At 72.0% G+C, this 16,643-nt stretch carries 15 protein-coding genes; 13 read left to right on the forward strand and 2 right to left on the reverse strand.

Going from position 1 to position 16,643, the window contains the following annotated elements; genetic code table 11:
• The first annotated feature begins 215 nt into the window (after positions 1-215).
• A complete protein-coding gene (locus FBY22_RS04735; RefSeq protein ID WP_142142633.1) occupies positions 216-2,456 on the forward strand; it encodes a bifunctional diguanylate cyclase/phosphodiesterase in 2,241 nt (746 codons plus the stop codon).
• Between the two features lie 28 nt (positions 2,457-2,484).
• Here FBY22_RS04735 and FBY22_RS04740 read toward each other — a convergent pair whose 3' ends face one another.
• The gene (locus tag FBY22_RS04740) at positions 2,485-3,066 is read right to left on the reverse strand and encodes a TetR/AcrR family transcriptional regulator (protein ID WP_142142634.1); all 582 of its coding nucleotides are present in this window, start codon (positions 3,064-3,066) and stop codon (positions 2,485-2,487) included.
• 89 nt (positions 3,067-3,155) lie between these two features.
• Here FBY22_RS04740 and FBY22_RS04745 point away from each other — a divergent pair, with 89 nt between their 5' ends.
• The 6 genes from FBY22_RS04745 to gatB all read left to right on the forward strand — a co-directional run bounded on the left by FBY22_RS04745 (position 3,156) and on the right by gatB (position 7,878).
• The gene (locus tag FBY22_RS04745) at positions 3,156-3,527 is read left to right on the forward strand and encodes a DUF4267 domain-containing protein (protein WP_142142635.1); all 372 of its coding nucleotides are present in this window, start codon (positions 3,156-3,158) and stop codon (positions 3,525-3,527) included.
• 37 nt (positions 3,528-3,564) lie between these two features.
• On the forward strand, positions 3,565-4,056 hold the full coding sequence (locus FBY22_RS04750) for a cupin domain-containing protein (protein ID WP_142142636.1): 492 nt from the start codon (positions 3,565-3,567) through the stop codon (positions 4,054-4,056).
• A gap of 260 nt (positions 4,057-4,316) precedes the next feature.
• A complete protein-coding gene (gene gatC, locus FBY22_RS04755) occupies positions 4,317-4,613 on the forward strand; it encodes an Asp-tRNA(Asn)/Glu-tRNA(Gln) amidotransferase subunit GatC (protein WP_030231941.1) in 297 nt (98 codons plus the stop codon).
• A 5-nt stretch (positions 4,614-4,618) separates the two neighbouring features.
• Positions 4,619-6,112 carry an Asp-tRNA(Asn)/Glu-tRNA(Gln) amidotransferase subunit GatA gene (gene gatA, locus FBY22_RS04760; protein ID WP_142142637.1) on the forward strand — a complete coding sequence of 498 codons (1,494 nt, stop codon included), beginning with the start codon at positions 4,619-4,621 and terminating at the stop codon, positions 6,110-6,112.
• Positions 6,109-6,348, forward strand: a complete 240-nt coding sequence (locus FBY22_RS04765) for a hypothetical protein (protein ID WP_058923023.1) — start codon at positions 6,109-6,111, stop codon at positions 6,346-6,348. The genes gatA and FBY22_RS04765 overlap by 4 nt, the downstream gene beginning before the upstream one ends.
• A 15-nt stretch (positions 6,349-6,363) precedes the next feature.
• Positions 6,364-7,878, forward strand: a complete 1,515-nt coding sequence (gatB, locus tag FBY22_RS04770; protein ID WP_142142638.1) for an Asp-tRNA(Asn)/Glu-tRNA(Gln) amidotransferase subunit GatB — start codon at positions 6,364-6,366, stop codon at positions 7,876-7,878.
• A 55-nt stretch (positions 7,879-7,933) separates the two neighbouring features.
• Here the strand turns inward: gatB and FBY22_RS04775 are convergent, their stop codons facing one another.
• Positions 7,934-8,734, reverse strand: coding sequence for a cyclopropane-fatty-acyl-phospholipid synthase family protein (locus FBY22_RS04775; protein ID WP_142142639.1), 801 nt, complete (start codon positions 8,732-8,734; stop codon positions 7,934-7,936).
• A 186-nt stretch (positions 8,735-8,920) separates the two neighbouring features.
• On the opposite strand from FBY22_RS04775, the gene FBY22_RS04780 reads away from it, so the two are divergent.
• The 6 genes from FBY22_RS04780 to FBY22_RS45680 all read left to right on the forward strand — a co-directional run bounded on the left by FBY22_RS04780 (position 8,921) and on the right by FBY22_RS45680 (position 16,642).
• A complete protein-coding gene (locus FBY22_RS04780; protein WP_142142640.1) occupies positions 8,921-9,217 on the forward strand; it encodes a hypothetical protein in 297 nt (98 codons plus the stop codon).
• A 201-nt stretch (positions 9,218-9,418) separates the two neighbouring features.
• A complete protein-coding gene (locus tag FBY22_RS04785; protein WP_142142641.1) occupies positions 9,419-11,659 on the forward strand; it encodes an MMPL family transporter in 2,241 nt (746 codons plus the stop codon).
• The gene (locus tag FBY22_RS04790; RefSeq protein ID WP_142142642.1) at positions 11,637-12,209 is read left to right on the forward strand and encodes a GNAT family N-acetyltransferase; all 573 of its coding nucleotides are present in this window, start codon (positions 11,637-11,639) and stop codon (positions 12,207-12,209) included. The genes FBY22_RS04785 and FBY22_RS04790 overlap by 23 nt, the downstream gene beginning before the upstream one ends.
• A gap of 35 nt (positions 12,210-12,244) precedes the next feature.
• On the forward strand, positions 12,245-12,805 hold the full coding sequence (locus FBY22_RS04795) for a hypothetical protein (RefSeq protein ID WP_142142643.1): 561 nt from the start codon (positions 12,245-12,247) through the stop codon (positions 12,803-12,805).
• Between the two features lie 196 nt (positions 12,806-13,001).
• Positions 13,002-13,178, forward strand: a complete 177-nt coding sequence (locus FBY22_RS44100; protein ID WP_174267090.1) for a hypothetical protein — start codon at positions 13,002-13,004, stop codon at positions 13,176-13,178.
• A gap of 431 nt (positions 13,179-13,609) precedes the next feature.
• Positions 13,610-16,642, forward strand: a complete 3,033-nt coding sequence (locus tag FBY22_RS45680) for a helix-turn-helix transcriptional regulator (protein ID WP_142142644.1) — start codon at positions 13,610-13,612, stop codon at positions 16,640-16,642.
• Position 16,643 lies beyond the last annotated feature (1 nt).

Raw genomic sequence — 16,643 nt, forward strand, 5'->3', positions numbered from 1 at the left:
TGGCCGGGGTCATTCGGGCAACCGTCTGCGACCGCTGCCCGTGGAAGCCTTCTGCGGCCTACTGTTGAGATGTGCGCCTGCCGTGCCCAGCTGCGGTCGGGGCATCCCCGTGCTCCTCGTGGGCAAGGGGAAGGGTTTTCCAACGCGGCGCCGTGGACGGATGTCGGGCATCGGGCCGCGTGGCGTGGGCACCGCCGGCTGTGAGAGGGACGGGAATGGAACCGACCGAGAGCGCCGCCCCGGACTCACGGCTGCGCCGACGCCGGTTCACCGGTGTCTGGCGGCCGAGCCGGTGGACCGGGCGGCCGTCGGAGCGTCCGGGCGCGGAGGGGCGCGGCACCGGACAGTACACCGTGACGGACGTCCGTGGCGTGCCCCCGCTCGGCACCGGCCATCCGCCCGCGTCGCCGGACGGCACCGACCACGAACGGCAGCTGTCCTGGCCGGCGCTGCCCGCGGCGGTCGTCTCGGCCGCCGCGTTCGTCCTGGGCGCCGGGTTCTACCGGGCGTTCACCGGCACGCACGCGCTCTTCCCGTCCGGCACGGTCGGCTGGTCCCTGGCCGTGCTGACCGGCATCATCGTCGGTCATCTGGTGATGCTCGGCCGCTCCCGCTGGTGGGGCGGCACGGGCTCCGGCGCCGCCCTCACCCTCGCCGTCCTGATGCTCTACGGCTGGGTCGCGGCCGGCATGGTCAGCCTCACCGTCGTCGTGCTGGTCGGCATAGCCAGGCGGGGACGCTGGAGGGCCGGCGTGCTGCACGGCTCGGTCGACATCCTCGGCATCGGCGCCGGCGCCCTCGTGCTCGGCGCCTTCGGCCGGGTGCCGTCGGTCGAGAAGCCGTGGAACCCCGACACCTGGACGGTCTACACCGCCCCCGAGGTCGTCCTGGTCGCCACCGCCTACCTCCTGGTCACCCGCACCCTGCTGTGGTACCTGCACGCACCGCGCGGCGGACTGCCCACCGTCGCCCGCACCGCCCTGGTCAGACAGGGCCTGGTCGCGGTCGCCCTGCTCGGCATCGCCCCGCTGGTGTGCGTGGTCGCCGTCGCCCAGCCGGTGCTGCTGCCGCTGTTCGCCATCCCGCTGATCGCCCTCGACTCCACCCTGTGGATCGCCCGCGCGCGTGCAGAGGAGCAGCTGCGCGACCCGCTGACCGGGCTGCCCAACCGGCAGTGGCTGCTGGAGCGGATCTGGACCGCGCTCGACGACGCCGAGCGCATCGGCGCCCGGTCCGCCCTGATGCTCATCGACCTGGACCGCTTCCGGTCCGTCAACGACACCCTGGGCCACCTCGCCGGTGACCGGCTGCTGCTGCAGATAGCCGACCGGCTGCGGGTCGCACTGCCGCGCGGGGCGGAGGCCGCGCGGCTCGGCGGCGACGAGTTCGCCGTTTTACTGCCCGTAGCCGACTCCACGACGTCCGCGACCCGGGTCGCCCGCGGCCTGGTCACGGCGCTCAGCTCCCCGCTCGACCTCGACGGACTCACCCTGGTCCTGGAGGCCAGTGCGGGCGTCGCCGTCTTCCCCGACCACGCCCTGGACGCGGAGGGGCTGCTGCGGCGGGCGGACGTGGCGATGTACCAGGCGAAGCGGGACCGCACCGGGGTGGAGGTGTACGAGTCCAAGCGGGACTCGAACACGCCGGACCGGCTGGGGCTGCTGGGCGATCTGCGGCGCGCGCTGGACGCGCACGAGGTGCAGCTGCACTACCAGCCGAAGGTCCGCTTCGACGGACAGGTGGCGGGGCTCGAGGCGCTGGTGCGGTGGGTGCACCCCGAGCGGGGGAAGGTGCCGCCGGACGAGTTCATAGCGATAGCCGAGTCCTCGGGGCTGATGCCCCATCTCACGGAGTACGTGCTGGAGACGGCGCTCGGGCAGGTCGCCGAGTGGCGCTCGCAGGGTCTGTACGTGCCGGTGGCGGTCAACGTCTCGCCGCGCGATGTGCACACGCCCGGGTTCGCGGGCTCGGTGGCCGCGCGGCTCGCCCGGCACGGCGTGCCCGCGGGCGCGCTCCAGCTGGAGATAACGGAGCACGTGCTGCTGGAGGACCCGCAGCGGGCCGCGGACACGCTGGCCGGGCTGACCGCGCACGGCGTGAAGATGTCCCTGGACGACTTCGGAACCGGCTACTCGTCCCTGGTCCACCTGCGCCGGCTCCCGGTCAGCGAGCTGAAGATCGACCGGTCGTTCGTCGCGCGGCTGGCCGTCGACACCGAGGACGCCGAGATAGTGCGCTGCACGGTCGACCTCGCCCACTCGCTCGGCCTGCTGGTCGTCGCGGAGGGTGTGGAGGACGACGAGACCTGGGAGCGGCTGCGGGACCTCGGCTGTGACGCCGTACAGGGCTGGCTGGTGGCCGCGGCCATGCCACCCGAGGAGACCACGGCATGGCTGCGCGCCCGCGGCTCCCGCGGCTGGCAGCGCCCACGGGCCGCCCTGCCGGCGGCCGAGTAGCGAGTAGCCCCACCCGCCCGCACGGACCTCAGACTGCGGCCGTGAAATGCCCGATCAGCAGGGCCAGTCGCTGGTCGTGGGCCCGCTCCGGGAGGCGGCCGCTGCGCATCAGCGTGACCAGGCCGTGCAGTCCCGCCCAGTAGGTCTCCGTCAGCAGGCCGATGTCCTCGCCCTCCGCCGCGATCGGCTCCACCACCGCGACCAGCTCCCCGAACGCCTCCTGCAGCGGTGCCGGGGCCTGCGGGGTGGCGAACGGCAGGTCCACCGCGTGGGTGAACATCGCGTCGTACAGGGCCGGCCGCCGACGTCCGAAGGACGCGTACGCCTCGCCCACCGCCGCAAGCGCCTCGCGTGGGCCCTCGGCCGCCGTACGCGCCGCCCGTAGCTCCACCGCGAGGTCCGCGCAGCCCTGCACCGCGACCGCCGCCATGATCGCGTCCTTGCCCTTGAAGTGGCTGTAGAGGACCGGCTGGCTGTACTCGATCTCCGCCGCCAGGCGGCGGGTGGTCACCGCGTCCCAGCCCTCGGTCTCCGCCAGCTCCCGCGCGGCCGTGACGATCAGCCGCTCGCGTTCCGCTCGTTCGCGCTCCCGGCGCGTCTGAATCGACATGCCAGGAATTCTAGCAGTGCTAGCGGTTCTGTCGATGCTCTGCTAGCGTCGATTGCGTTCCTAGCGCTGCTAGCAAAAGGAGAACCGTCATGACCGTGGCCGCCTACACCCTGGCCGTCCTGCTCGACCTGTTCTGCCTGTTCCTCGGCTACCGCTTCCTGTTCCAGCCCGGCCCCGCCGCCGCCGGTTACGGCGTCCCGGCCGACCCCGCGGGCGACGCCGGCGCCTACCTCTCGATCAAGGGGTCCAGGGACGGCGCCCTCGGTGTCGTCGGCCTCCTCGTCCTGGCCTTCGCCGGCGCGCACGCCGAGGCCTGGTTCATGGTCGGCGTCTCCCTCATCCCGTTCGGCGACACCCTGATAGTCCTGCGCAACGGCGGCGCGAAGGCCGTGGCGTTCGGGATCCACTTCGCCACCGCGATCGTTGTACTCATCAGCGCCGCACTGCTCTTCGTGGTCTGACGGCGTCCGCAGGCGAGACACAGGGGGAACCGAGAAAATGTCGCTGTTCGTGCCGAAGTTCGACGAAACCGTGCTGGTCCGCGACGCGGAGGCCGAGGTGGTCGGGTCAGACCCCGTCGCCGTGCGGCTGCTGGCCGACAGCAGCGCCAGCGGCGGCGCGCTGTCCACCGTGCGCGTCACCCTCGCCGAGGGCGCCGACGGAGCCCGCCCGCACGTGCACCACAACTCCGCCGAGATGTTCTACCTGCTCGACGGCGCCGCCGAGGTCCTCTCCGGCGACGACGTCGTCACCGCCGAGCGCGGCGACCTGATCATCGTCCCGCCGGACCGGCCGCACGCCTTCGCCGCCGCCCCGGGCGCCACGGCGGACCTGCTCATCGTCATCACACCGGGAGTGGAGCGCTTCGAGTACTTCCGCCACCTCCAGCGCATCCGCCTCGGCGAGGCCACGGTGGAGAGCGTCCTGGAGGTCCAGGACCTCTACGACAACCACTTCCTGAAGAGCCAGGCCTGGGACGCCCGACGCTGACCGGGGAAACCGTTTAACGGCCGGAGGGCCCAGCCCCCTAGGATTGGGGCTTGTCGGCACATTCCCATCTGCCGCGCGACGCCTGGCACGCACGCTCGCCGCGTTGCCGAATCGTCCACGTGGCTCCGCCACGAGGACGCTCCGGCGCCTTGCGATCGCACGCACCAGACGCCGCGCGGCCCGCCCTCCGGGCGGACGACGGGAATGTGCCGACAAGCCCCGGCCCCAAACCACACACACTCACCCCAGAGGAACGCTGCATGCCTGGCATCACGCGCGAGGAGGTCGCCCACCTCGCCCGGCTGGCGCGTCTGGAGCTGAAGCCCGAAGAGCTCGAACACTTCGCGGGACAGCTGGACGACATCATCGGCGCGGTCGCCCGCGTCAGCGAGGTCGCCGACCAAGACGTACCGCCGACCTCGCACCCGCTCCCGCTGACCAACGTCATGCGGCCGGACGAGGTCCGTCCGTCGCTCACCCCCGAGCAGGCGCTCTCCGGCGCCCCGGCCCAGGAGCAGCAGCGTTTCAAGGTGCCGCAGATCCTGGGGGAGGACTGATCACGATGACGGACATCATCAAGCTCACCGCCGCCGAGACCGCCGAGAAGATCGCTTCCGGCGAGCTGACGGCCGTCCAGGTCACCGAGGCCCACCTGGCCCGCATCGAGGCCGTCGACGAGAAGGTGCACGCCTTCCTGCACGTCGACCGCGAGGGCGCCCTCGCCCAGGCGCGGGCCGTGGACGCCAAGCGCGAGCGGGGCGAGAAGCTCGGCCCCCTCGCCGGCGTCCCGCTGGCGCTGAAGGACATCTTCACCACCGAGGGCATTCCCACGACCGTCGGTTCGAAGATCCTCGAGGGCTGGATCCCGCCGTACGACGCCACCCTCACCAAGCGCCTCAAGGCCGCCGACGTCGTCATCCTCGGCAAGACCAACATGGACGAGTTCGCCATGGGGTCGTCGACGGAGAACAGCGCCTACGGCCCGACCGGCAACCCCTGGGACCTCACCAGGATCCCGGGCGGTTCCGGCGGCGGCTCCTCCGCCGCGCTGGCCGCGCACATGGCGCCGCTGGCCATCGGCACCGACACCGGCGGTTCCATCCGCCAGCCGGCCGCCGTCACCGGCACGGTGGGCGTGAAGCCGACGTACGGAGCGGTCTCCCGCTTCGGCATGGTCGCCTTCTCGTCCTCCCTCGACCAGGGCGGCCCCTGCGCCCGTACGGTCCTGGACGCGGCCCTCCTCCACGAGGTCATCGCCGGCCACGACCCGCTGGACTCCACGTCCATCGACGCCCCCGCCCCGCCGGTCGTCGAGGCCGCCCGCAACGGCAGCGTCGAGGGCATGCGCGTCGGCGTCGTCAAGCAGTTCCGCGGCGAGGGCTACCAGGCCGGTGTCATCCAGCGCTTCGACGAGTCCGTCGCCCTCCTCAAGGAGCTGGGCGCCGAGATCGTCGAGCTGGACTGCCCGTCCTTCGACCTCGCGCTGTCGGCGTACTACCTGATCGCGCCCTCCGAGTGCTCCTCCAACCTCGCCCGCTTCGACGGCCTGCGCTACGGCCTGCGGACCGGCGACGACGGCTCGCACTCCGCCGAGGAGGTCACCTCCCTCACCCGTGAGGCGGGCTTCGGCCCCGAGGTCAAGCGCCGCATCATGCTGGGTACGTACGCCCTGAGCTCCGGCTACTACGACGCCTACTACGGCTCCGCGCAGAAGGTCCGCACGCTCATCACGCGGGACTTCGAGAAGGCCTTCGAGCAGGTCGACGTCATCGTGTCGCCGACCACGCCGACCACCGCCTTCGCGATCGGCGAGCGTGCCGACGACCCGATGGCGATGTACCTGGCCGACCTGTGCACCATCCCGACCAACCTCGCGGGCAACGCGGCCATGTCGCTGCCCTGCGGTCTCGCCCCGGAGGACAACCTCCCCGTCGGTCTGCAGATCATCGCCCCGGCCCTGAAGGACGACCGGCTCTACAAGGTCGGCGCCGCCGTCGAGGCCGCCTTCGTGGAAAGGTGGGGGCACCCGCTCCTGGAGGAGGCTCCGTCGCTGTGAGCAAGCTGTCCAAGGCCAAGGACTTCAAGAAGTCCAAGTCCGGCACGTACCTGTCCATGGCCACCACGGCCTTCGGCGCCGTGGCCGTCGTCAAGCAGATCAAGAAGGCCCGACTGGAGAACGACACGCTGCGGCTGATCGACGCCACCGTCTCCGCCGCCGCGATCGTCACCGGCCTCGCCATCCTGTACCGCGAGCTGAAGCGGCTGGGCGACGACGACGTCCTGCTGGGCTGAGAGGGAAGTTTCACCGTGACCACCACGACCGACCTGGTGTCGTACGAGGACGCGCTGGCGTCGTACGACCCCGTCATGGGCCTCGAGGTCCATGTCGAACTCGGCACCAAGACCAAGATGTTCTGCGGGTGTTCCACCGAACTGGGCGCCGAGCCCAACTCGCAGACCTGTCCCACCTGCCTCGGCCTGCCCGGCGCGCTCCCGGTCGTCAACGCGATCGGCATCGAGTCGGCCATCAAGATCGGTCTCGCGCTGAACTGCGAGATCGCCGAGTGGTGCCGCTTCGCCCGGAAGAACTACTTCTATCCGGACATGCCGAAGAACTTCCAGACCTCCCAGTACGACGAGCCGATCGCCTTCAACGGCTACCTCGACGTGCAGCTGGAGGACGGCGAGACCTTCCGTGTGGAGATCGAGCGCGCCCACATGGAGGAGGACACCGGCAAGTCGACCCACGTGGGCGGCGCGACGGGCCGCATCCACGGCGCCTCGCACTCGCTGCTGGACTACAACCGCGCCGGCATCCCGCTCATCGAGATCGTCACCAAGCCGATCGAGGGCGCCGGCGAGCGCGCTCCCGAGGTCGCCCGGGCGTACGTCCGTGAGCTGCGCGAGCTCATCCGGGCACTCGGCGTCTCCGAGGCCCGCATGGAGATGGGTCAGATGCGCTGCGATGTGAACCTGTCGCTGCGCCCGAACGGCACCGAGAAGTTCGGCACCCGCTCGGAGACGAAGAACGTCAACTCGCTGCGGTCCGTGGAGCGCGCGGCCCGCTTCGAGATCCAGCGGCACGCGGCCGTGCTGTCGTCCGGCGGCACGATCGTGCAGGAGACCCGGCACTTCCACGAGGACACGGGGTCCACGACCTCGGGCCGGGTGAAGGAGGAGGCCGAGGACTACCGGTACTTCCCGGAGCCGGACCTGGTACCGGTCGCCCCGTCCCGCGAGTGGGTCGAGGAGATCCGCGCCGGGCTGCCGGAGCTGCCGCTGGCCCGCCGCAACCGGCTGCTCGCCGAATGGGGCATCTCCGCCACCGACATGCAGGCGATCCTCAACGCCGGTGCGCTGGACCCGATCGTCGCCACGATCGACGCCGGGGCCGACGCGGCCTCCGCCCGCAAGTGGTGGATGGGCGAACTGGCGCGCAGCGCCAACGAGTCGGGCAAGGCGCTGGACGAGCTGGCGATCACCCCGGCGCAGGTCGCCCGGGTCACCGAGCTCGTCGCGAAGGGCGACCTGAACGACAAGCTCGCGCGCCAGGTCATCGAGGGCGTCCTCGCGGGCGAGGGCACCCCGGACGAGGTCGTCGACAAGCGCGGTCTGAAGGTCGTCTCCGACGACTCGGCGCTGGGCACCGCGGTCGACGAGGCCATCGCCGGCAACCCGGGCATCGCCGACAAGATCCGCGGCGGCAAGGTGGCCGCGGCCGGCGCCCTGGTCGGCGCGGTCATGAAGGCGACCCGTGGCCAGGCCGACGCTGCCCGCGTCAAGGAGCTGATCCTTGAGAAGCTGGGCGTCAGCGAGGGCTGAGGGACACCTCACAGGCGGTGCGGCCCCGGAGACATGGTCTCCGGGGCCGTACGACTTACTGCCTACGGCGTCCCACGACCCGTACGAAGCCCAGCGCGCGGCCTTCGTCGGCGCGCACCATCTCGCCGACGCGGCGGGCCATCGTGCGGTGGAACTCCTCCGGGCTCTCCTCGGCGACCACCTCGCACCACAGCAGCCAGTCCTTCCAGCCGTCCTGGAGCCAGTCGGCCGTCTCCACCTCGACGGCGCCGCTGCGGGTCCAGTGGCGGCGCCACCAGTCGGCGGTGTGGAAGCACCAGAAGTCGGGCTCCCACCAGGCCTTGAGATGCTCCGGCGGCTCGGCGCCGGCGATCTCCTCCCGAAGTGCCGGTACGACCACGCCGATCCGCCCGCCGGGCTTCAACAGCCGGGTGAGGGTGGGCAGGTAGAGGTCGTCGGTGCCGAAGTACTGGTACGCGTCGATGGACACGATCGCGTCGAAGCCGCCCTCCGCGAAGGGCAGATCGTGCGCCTCCGTGTGCACGGGAAGCACCCGGTCGGCGAAGCCCGCCTCGGCGATGCGGCGGGCGTTGTCGTCGGGCTTGACCCACAGGTCGGCGGCGGTGACCTGGGCGTCGAACTCCCTGGCCAGGAAGACCGAGGTCATCGCCCGGCCGCAGCCGAGGTCGAGGACGCGGGCACCGGGGCGCAGGGCGTCCAGGCCGAGGGCGGGGGCCAGCCACTCCAGCAGCCACAGGGCGTTGGGGCCCATCTGGTTGTCGACGACCCAGCGGGCGTCGTAGCCGCTGCTGCGCGGGTAGTGGGGGTGGTTCAGACGGTCAGAAAGGTCGTCGTTCGTGGTCCTGGTGTCGGACATCGTTGAACGGGCTCCTTGGGATCTTCGTAGGGGAAGTCGATGCGTAGGAGCTCGGTCGGACCTTCAAAAAATGCACCCGCTTCGGTCGTCGGCGAGGAGCCGGTGACGGCTGTCCCGCGGAAGCTAGCAGGTGTGCCCTTCGCCCCGCAGCCGGTTTCCCGGGGGGACGCGCTACGCTCGCCCGCCATGAGCGGACGAGATGATTCCGAGATACGGGACGTCGAGGACGACATGGCCTACGACGCCCGCCGGGCCCGCTGGACGGCGGCCGGCACAGGCATGCTGCTGACCCTCGCCGGGCTGGCCGCGTCCCTGCTGCGCCTCACCGGCTCCGCCCCGGCCCTGGTGCCCGGCGCCTACGGCTTCGGCGCCGCCGTGTGCGCGCTCGCCTCGGTGCTGGGCTCCCGCGGGCACACCCGGCGCGCGCTGTGGTTGCTGGTCGCCGGGGTGATGGTGATGGCGCTGGGAGATCAGTTCGATTAGGTGACAGAGTGTCCGTTACTGTCCTGTGATCTGCCTCCCACTCTTGTGAACAAGGCCACCAAACACATAAACGATCACATCTGCCTGCAAATATGGACCTCGCATTGCTCATGTGTTCTTTGCGGGCTGTTCATGTTGTGAACGACTGTTCCTCGACTGTTCCCGGTCAAAGATCCACAAATCGTCCCCGGGAGCTCGTTCGTGGCAGCCCTTGCACGCTGGTGTGTCCGGCACCGCCTCGTCGCGGTGCTGCTCTGGCTCCTCGCCTTCGGCGGGGTGAGCGCGGCCGCCGCCGTCACCGGCTCGGCGTACTCGAACGACTACGAGGCCCCCGGCACCGAGTCGGGCGCCGCCACCAAGCTGCTGCAGCGGGGCTTCCCCGGCCTCGGCGGTGACAGCGACACCGTCGTGTGGCACGTGAAGTCCGGCACCGTCCGGGCCGCCGACGTCGAGCAGACGATGAACCAGACCCTGGACAAGATCGCGGACCTGCCCGGCGTGGCCTCCGTGAGCAGTCCCTACGACGGCCAGGGCGCCGGCCGGATCAGCTCCGACGGGCACACCGCGTACGCCACGGTCACCTTCGGCCACCGCGTGGAGGACATCAGGAAGTCCGAGGTGGAGGCCGTCGTCCGCACGGCCGAGGCCGCCCGGGCGGACGGCCTCCAGGTGGAGCTGGGCGGCAGCGCCGTCGCGCTCACCGAACCGAGCGGCGGGCACGTCGCCGAGGTGGTCGGGGTGGTCGTGGCGGCCGTCGTGCTGTTCCTCGCCTTCGGCTCGCTCGCCGCCTCGGTGCTGCCCATCGCCACCGCGCTGGTCGGCGTCGGCACCGCGTACGCCTCGATCGTGCTGCTCGGGCACGCCATGACCGTCGCCGACTTCGCGCCCATGCTCGGCATGCTGATCGGACTCGGCGTCGGCATCGACTACGCGCTCTTCATCGTCACCAGACACCGGCGCGGGCTCAAACGCGGGCTGTCGGTGACCGAGGCCGTCACCAACGCGGTGACGACCACCGGACGGGCCGTGGTCTTCGCGGGCGCCACCGTTTGCATCGCCCTGCTGGGGATGCTGATCCTGCGGCTCGGCTTCCTCAACGGCGTCGCCATCGCCGCCTCGCTGACCGTCGTCCTCACGGTCGCCGCCTCCGTCACCCTGCTGCCCGCCCTGCTGTCCCTCATCGGCATGCGCGCCCTGAGCCGGCGCGAGCGGCGACGGCTGGCCGAGCAGGGACCGCAGCCGGAGCTGCCCACCGGACTCGCCCACCGCTGGTCGGCGTTCGTCGAGCGCCATCCCAAGATCCTCGGCGTGGTGGCGCTGGCCGTGATGGCGGTCCTCGCACTGCCCACCCTCTCCCTGCACCTGGGCACCTCCGACCAGGGCAACCACCCGAAGTCGTCCACCACGAGGCAGGCCTACGACCTGCTCGCCGAGGGCTTCGGCCCGGGCGTCAACGGCCCGCTCACCGTCGTCACCAAGGTCAACGGCGCCGAGGACCGGCTCGCCCTCGACAACCTCGACGCCACCATCCGCACCACCGAAGGCGTCGCCTCGGTGAGCCCGGTGACCTACGGCGGCTCGGAGACGGCCTACTTCACGATCGTGCCGACCTCGGAGCCGCAGTCCCAGAAGACCAGCGACCTCGTCGACCGGCTGCGCACCGAGGTGCTGCCGCGCGCCGAGACCGGCACCGCGCTCGACCTCCACGTCGGCGGTGTGACGGCGTCGTACGACGACTTCGCGGGCGTCATCGTCGGCAAGCTTCCCCTGTTCGTCGGCGTGGTCATCGGCCTCGGCTGCCTGCTCCTGCTGCTCGCCTTCCGCTCCATCGGCATCCCGCTGAAGGCCGCGGCCATGAACGTCGCCGCGGTCGCCGCCGCCTTCGGCATCGTCGTGGCGATCTTCCAGTGGGGCTGGGGGAGCGAACTGCTCGGCCTCGGCCGCGCGGGCCCGATCGAGCCCTTCCTCCCCGTGATCATGGTGTCCGTGCTCTTCGGGCTCTCCATGGACTACCAGGTCTTCCTGGTCAGCCGGATGTACGAGGAGTGGCTGGAGACGGGCGACAACCGGCGGGCCGTACGCGTCGGCCTCGCCGAGACCAGCCGCGTGATCAACTCCGCCGCGGTCATCATGATGTCGGTCTTCCTTGCCTTCGTCCTCAGCGGCGACCGCGTGATCGCCATGTTCGGCATCGCGCTCGCCTCCGCCGTCGCCCTGGACGCCTTCGTCCTGCGCACCCTGCTGGTGCCCGCCCTCATGCACCTGCTCGGCGGCGCCAACTGGTGGCTGCCCCGCTGGCTCGACGCCCGGCTGCCCCGCATCAGCATCGAGCCGCCAGATTGCCGTGCCGCCCATGAAAGGCTGGCCGAGGCGACGGACGCCGAGGTGGCGGACGTACTGGCGGAGGGGGAGCAACGGGATGTACGCGATATCACTGGGTGACGGCGCCGAGCTGCGGCCGCTGGAGCCGTGGCACGCCGAGGAGTTCCTGGCGCACCTGGAGCGCGGCCGGGAGTTCATCGGGCGGTTCATCCCGTTCGGCTCGCAGGCCGTCGACCTGCCCTCGGCACGCGAGACGCTCCAGCGGTACGCCGACATGCGGGCCGCCGACACCGCCTCGCACCATGGCATCTGGCTGGACGGAAAGCTCGTCGGCGGGGTGCTCACCCTGAACTTCGACGCGGCGACCGGCAACGCCGAGGTCGGCTGCTGGCTGGAGCCCGCCGCCACCGGGCGCGGCCTGATCACCCGGGCGATGCGGATACTGATCGACTGGGCGGTCGAGGAACGCGGCATCCACCGCGTCGAATGGGTCGCCGCCTCCGGCAACGTGCCCAGCCTGAACGTCGCCCGGCGCCTGGGGATGACCCGCGATGGCGTACGGCGCGAGGCGCACCCCTATCGTGGGGAGCGGCACGACCTGGAGGTGTGGTCGATCCTCGCCCCGGAGTGGCGTCGAGCACGCGCGAGTGCCGCACACAACGATCATTAAGATCCCTCTCAGAGAGCGTCCGTACGGTGCCAGACATGGGAACCAAGACAGTTGACGAGGCCGGCACGACCGAGGCCACCGAAGTGAAGCCCGAGGACGAGGCGGCGGCCGCCGCCGAGGCCGAGGCCGCCGAGGAGACCGAGGAGGCGACCGCCGAGGCCGACCTTGTCGAGAGCGGCTCCGAGAGCGCTCAGGAGGGCCCCTCCGGCGTCGGCCAGGGCGCGGGCGCGGTCGTCGCCGCCGCGCTCGGCGTCGTCTCGCTCACCGGGAGCTGGGTCGGCACCGTGGCCGCCGCCCGCCAGACCCTGGTGGGCCAGCTGCAGACCTCGTCCTCGGCGAGCGTCGCCAAGCAGATCAAGGCCGTGTACGGCGATGCCTGGCAGGCCAGCGCCTTCTGGGGCGGCGTCTTCGCCCTGTTCGCGCTGCTCGTCGGCGTCGTGGTCCTCGTCCGGCCCGCGTTCGGCGCCCCCGGCAGGCCGCAGGCCGCCTGGATCAAGTCCGTCGCCTGGGGCGGGGTCGCGCTCGGTGTCATCGGCCTGCTCCTGGCCGTCCTGAAGTACACCGACGTCCTGCTCGGCCTGCCCTCCGCGGGCTGAGTCACCGCAGGTCCACAGGGGTCTTAGGCGGTCCGTAAGCACCTTACGGACCATCTGAGGCCCCTTAGGCGCGTCTAAGGCCCCGGGCACCCCGCAAGATGCGGAACTCTCCCGATGTGACGCACCCCCCTTGGAGACGAAAGTTGAGGCATCGCAGCAAGCGAAGCCGGAAAACAAGCTCCCGAGGGGACACACCATGTACGAGTACGAGATCGCGCAGTTCCGTTCCGCCGAACTGATCCGCCGCGCCGATCACGAGCGCCTCGCCCGCGAGGCCGTCCGCGGAGCCCGCCGCGAAGCAGCGGAACGCTCCACGGAGACCGAGTCCCATACCTCCCGCCACCGCCGCCCAAGGTTCGCCAGGGCAGCGTGACCACGGGGGACGCCGGACGGGCACTTCCAGCCCGTCCGGCGCACTCGGATGACACCGGGCAGGCCAATCCAGCCCGTCCGGCGTCTGAGGACGAGGCCGGGCAGAGCGATCCGGCCCGTCGGGTGCAGGGGGACGAGGCCGGGCAGAGCGATCCGGTCCGTCCGGTGCAGGGGGACGACGCCGGGCAGAGCGATCCGGCCCGTCCGGTGCAGGGGGACGAGGCCAGGCGGGCCAATCCGGCCCGTCCGGTGCAGGGGGACGACGCCGGGCAGGCCAATTCAGCCCGTCCGGCGTTTGAGGACGAGGCCCCTTCAGGGCCGAAGCGGGGGTCTGGGGGCGGCAGCCCCCAGGGGACGGCAACCCAGACGCCGGGCAACGCCCACCAGGACGGCACCCCGAAAACCGTTCCCCCCGCATCCGCCCCGCATGCCATGCTCGCGTCCGTGGAGACCAGGTCCGTCAGTCCCGTCTTCGTCGGCCGAGCCGAAGAGCTGGGCACCCTGAACGCCGCGCTCGCCCGTGCCGCCGCGGGCGAGCCGCAGGCGTTGCTGATCGGCGGCGAGGCGGGCGTCGGCAAGACCAGGCTCGTCGAGGAGTTCGCCACCGAGGCCTGCCGCCGCGGCGCCGTCGTCGCCCTCGGCGGCTGCGTCGAGATCGGCGCCGACGGCCTGCCCTTCGCCCCGTTCTCCACGGCCCTGCGCGCCCTGCGCCGCGAACTGCCCGAGGAACTGGCCGCCGCGGCCGCCGGCCAGGAGGAAGAGCTCACCAGGCTGCTGCCCGAACTGGGCGACCCCGGCTCCGGACGCCACGACGAGGAGGGCATGGCCCGCCTCTTCGAACTCACCGCCCGCCTCCTGGAACGCGTCGCCGCCGACCGCACGGTCGTCGTCGCCCTGGAGGACCTCCACTGGGCGGACGCCTCCACCCGCCACCTCCTGGCCTACCTCCTGCGCACCCTGCGCTCCGGCCGCCTCGTCGTGCTGGCCACCTACCGCGCCGACGACATCCACCGCCGCCACCCGCTGCGCCCCCTGCTCGCCGAACTCGACCGCCTGCGCACGGTCCACCGCATCGAACTCGCCCGTTTCACCCGCACCGAGGTCGGCCGTCAGCTCGCCGGCATCCTCGCCGCCGAACCGGACCCCGGGCAGGTCGAGGAGATTTTCGAACGCTCCGACGGCAACGCCTTCTTCGTCGAGGAACTCGCCGTCTGCGCCACCGAGGGCTGCGGCACCGGCCTCACCGACTCCCTGCGCGACCTGCTCCTGGTCCGCGTCGAGCGCATGCCCGAGAGCGCCCAGCGCATCGCCCGGATCGTCGCCGAGGGCGGCTCCACCGTGGAGTACCGGCTGCTCGCGGCCGTCGCCCGGCTCGCCGAGGACGACCTCATCGAGGCCCTGCGCGCCGCCGTCAACGCGAACATCCTGATCGCCACGCCCGCCGGCGACGGCTACCGCTTCCGCCACTCCCTGGTCCGCGAGGCCGTCGGCGACGACCTGCTGCCCGGTGAGCGCTCCCGCCTCAACCGCCGCTATGCCGAGGCCCTGGAGGCCGACCCGACGCTCGTCCCCGCCGACGAGCGCGTCATGCGCCTGGCCAGCTACTGGTACCACGCCCACGCCCCGGCGAAGGCCCTGCCCGCCGTCCTCGACGCCTCCGTCGAGGCCCGGCGCCGCCACGCCTACAGCGAGCAACTGCGGCTCCTGGAACGGGCGATGGAACTGTGGGACACCACTCCCGAGGCGGTCCGGGACGAGCTGCGCCCCATCGACTACACCGAGGTCTACCCTCCCTGCGGCTGCGACCCCGCCACCACCCCGCTGCGCTACCTCGACCTGATGGCCGAGGCCGCCGTCGCGGGTCGGCTGTCCGGGGAACGCGAACGCGCCCTGAAGATCACCAAGCGGGCCCTGCACCTCCTGGAGGAGGAGGGCGACCCGCTGCGCGCCGCCTGGTTCTGGGTCCAGCGCGCCGTCATGGTGCAGAACCTGGCCCGGGGCGACGGCTGGAAGGAACTCGCCACCGCCCAGGAGCTCGTGCGCGGCCTGCCGCCCTCCGAGGTGCACGCCGAGGTGCTCACCCACGTCGCCGGCTGGTCGATGCTGCGCGCCCCCGGCCCCGAGGCCCTGTCCGCCGCCGAACGCGCGGTGGAGTACGCCCGGATGGTCGGCGCCCGCGAGACGGAGATGAACGCCCGTCTCACACTCGGCACCCTGATGGTCGACTCGGGAGACGTGGAAGCGGGCCTCGCCGTGATGGGCGAGGTCAAGGAGCAGGCGCAGCGGGACGGCATCGCCACGGTCGCCGGCCGCGCCCACGTCAACCTGCCGTCCGAGCTGGAGGCGGTGGGACGCTCGCGCGAGGCCGTCCCCGTCCTCGAGGAGGGCACCGCCTACGCGCGCCGGTACGGCCTGCTGAACACCGAGGCGTGGGTGTGGTCCAACCTGTCCGACTCGCTGTACTCCCTGGGCCGTTGGGACGAGGCGGTCGAGGCGGCGCAGAAGGCGCTGCGTCGGGGGCAGAGCGCCAAGCCGCAGGGCGCGGCCGCGCTGAAGCTCGCCCAGGTCGCCCTGGGCAGGGGCGACGTGAGCGAGGCGGCACGCCAACGCGACGCCGCCGAGCGCTACTTCGGTACCCACGACCCCATGCCCCAGCAGTCGCTGCCCCTCGCCGCCCTCACCGTCGGCGTCGCCGCGGCCGAGGGCCGTCTCCTCGACGTCCGTGCCGAAGTACGGCGCAGCCTGGACGGCGGCGTCCCGCCCGGCACCCAGCGCTACGTCTGGCCGCTCCTGCTGGGCGCCGCGACCGCCGAGGCCGAGGCCCGCGCGCTGCCCGCGGCCCGGCAGGGCCGTACCGAGGCGCTCGAGGACCTCTACGAGGCCGGCAAGCGGCTCACCACCGTCGTCCCCGTGTGGCTCGCCCATGAACAGTGGGTCCGTGCCGAACTCGCCCGCGCCGAGGGCCGGGACACCGTCGACACCTGGTCGCAGGTGGTCACCGCCTTCGAGAGCCTGGACCGCCCCTACGACCTCGCCCGCGTCCGCCACCGGCTGGCCGCGGCGCTGCTGGGCGCGGGCGGCGACGACGAGCGCGACCGGGCCACGGAACTGCTGCGCCTGGCCCATGCCGTCGCCGCCCATCTCGGTGCCCGCCCGCTCGGCGACGCCGCCGCCCTCCTCGCCCAGCGAGCCCGTCTGGTCCTGACCCGCGTCCCGGAACAGCGGCCCACGGACCCGGCCGAGGCCCTCGGCCTGACCAGCCGCGAGCGCGACGTGCTGCGTCTGGTCGCCGCCGGCCGCACCAACCGCCAGATCGCCGAGGAGCTGTTCATCTCGCCGAAGACGGCCAGCGTCCACGTGTCGAACATTCTGGGCAAGCTCGGCGTCTCAGGAAGGGGGGAGGCGGCGGCGACGGCACACCGGCTGGGGCTGTTCGCGGCAGACGCGCTCGACCCGGCCCGGTGAG

The sequence above is a fragment of the Streptomyces sp. SLBN-31 genome (assembly GCF_006715395.1).
Classification (GTDB): Bacteria; Actinomycetota; Actinomycetes; order Streptomycetales; family Streptomycetaceae; genus Streptomyces.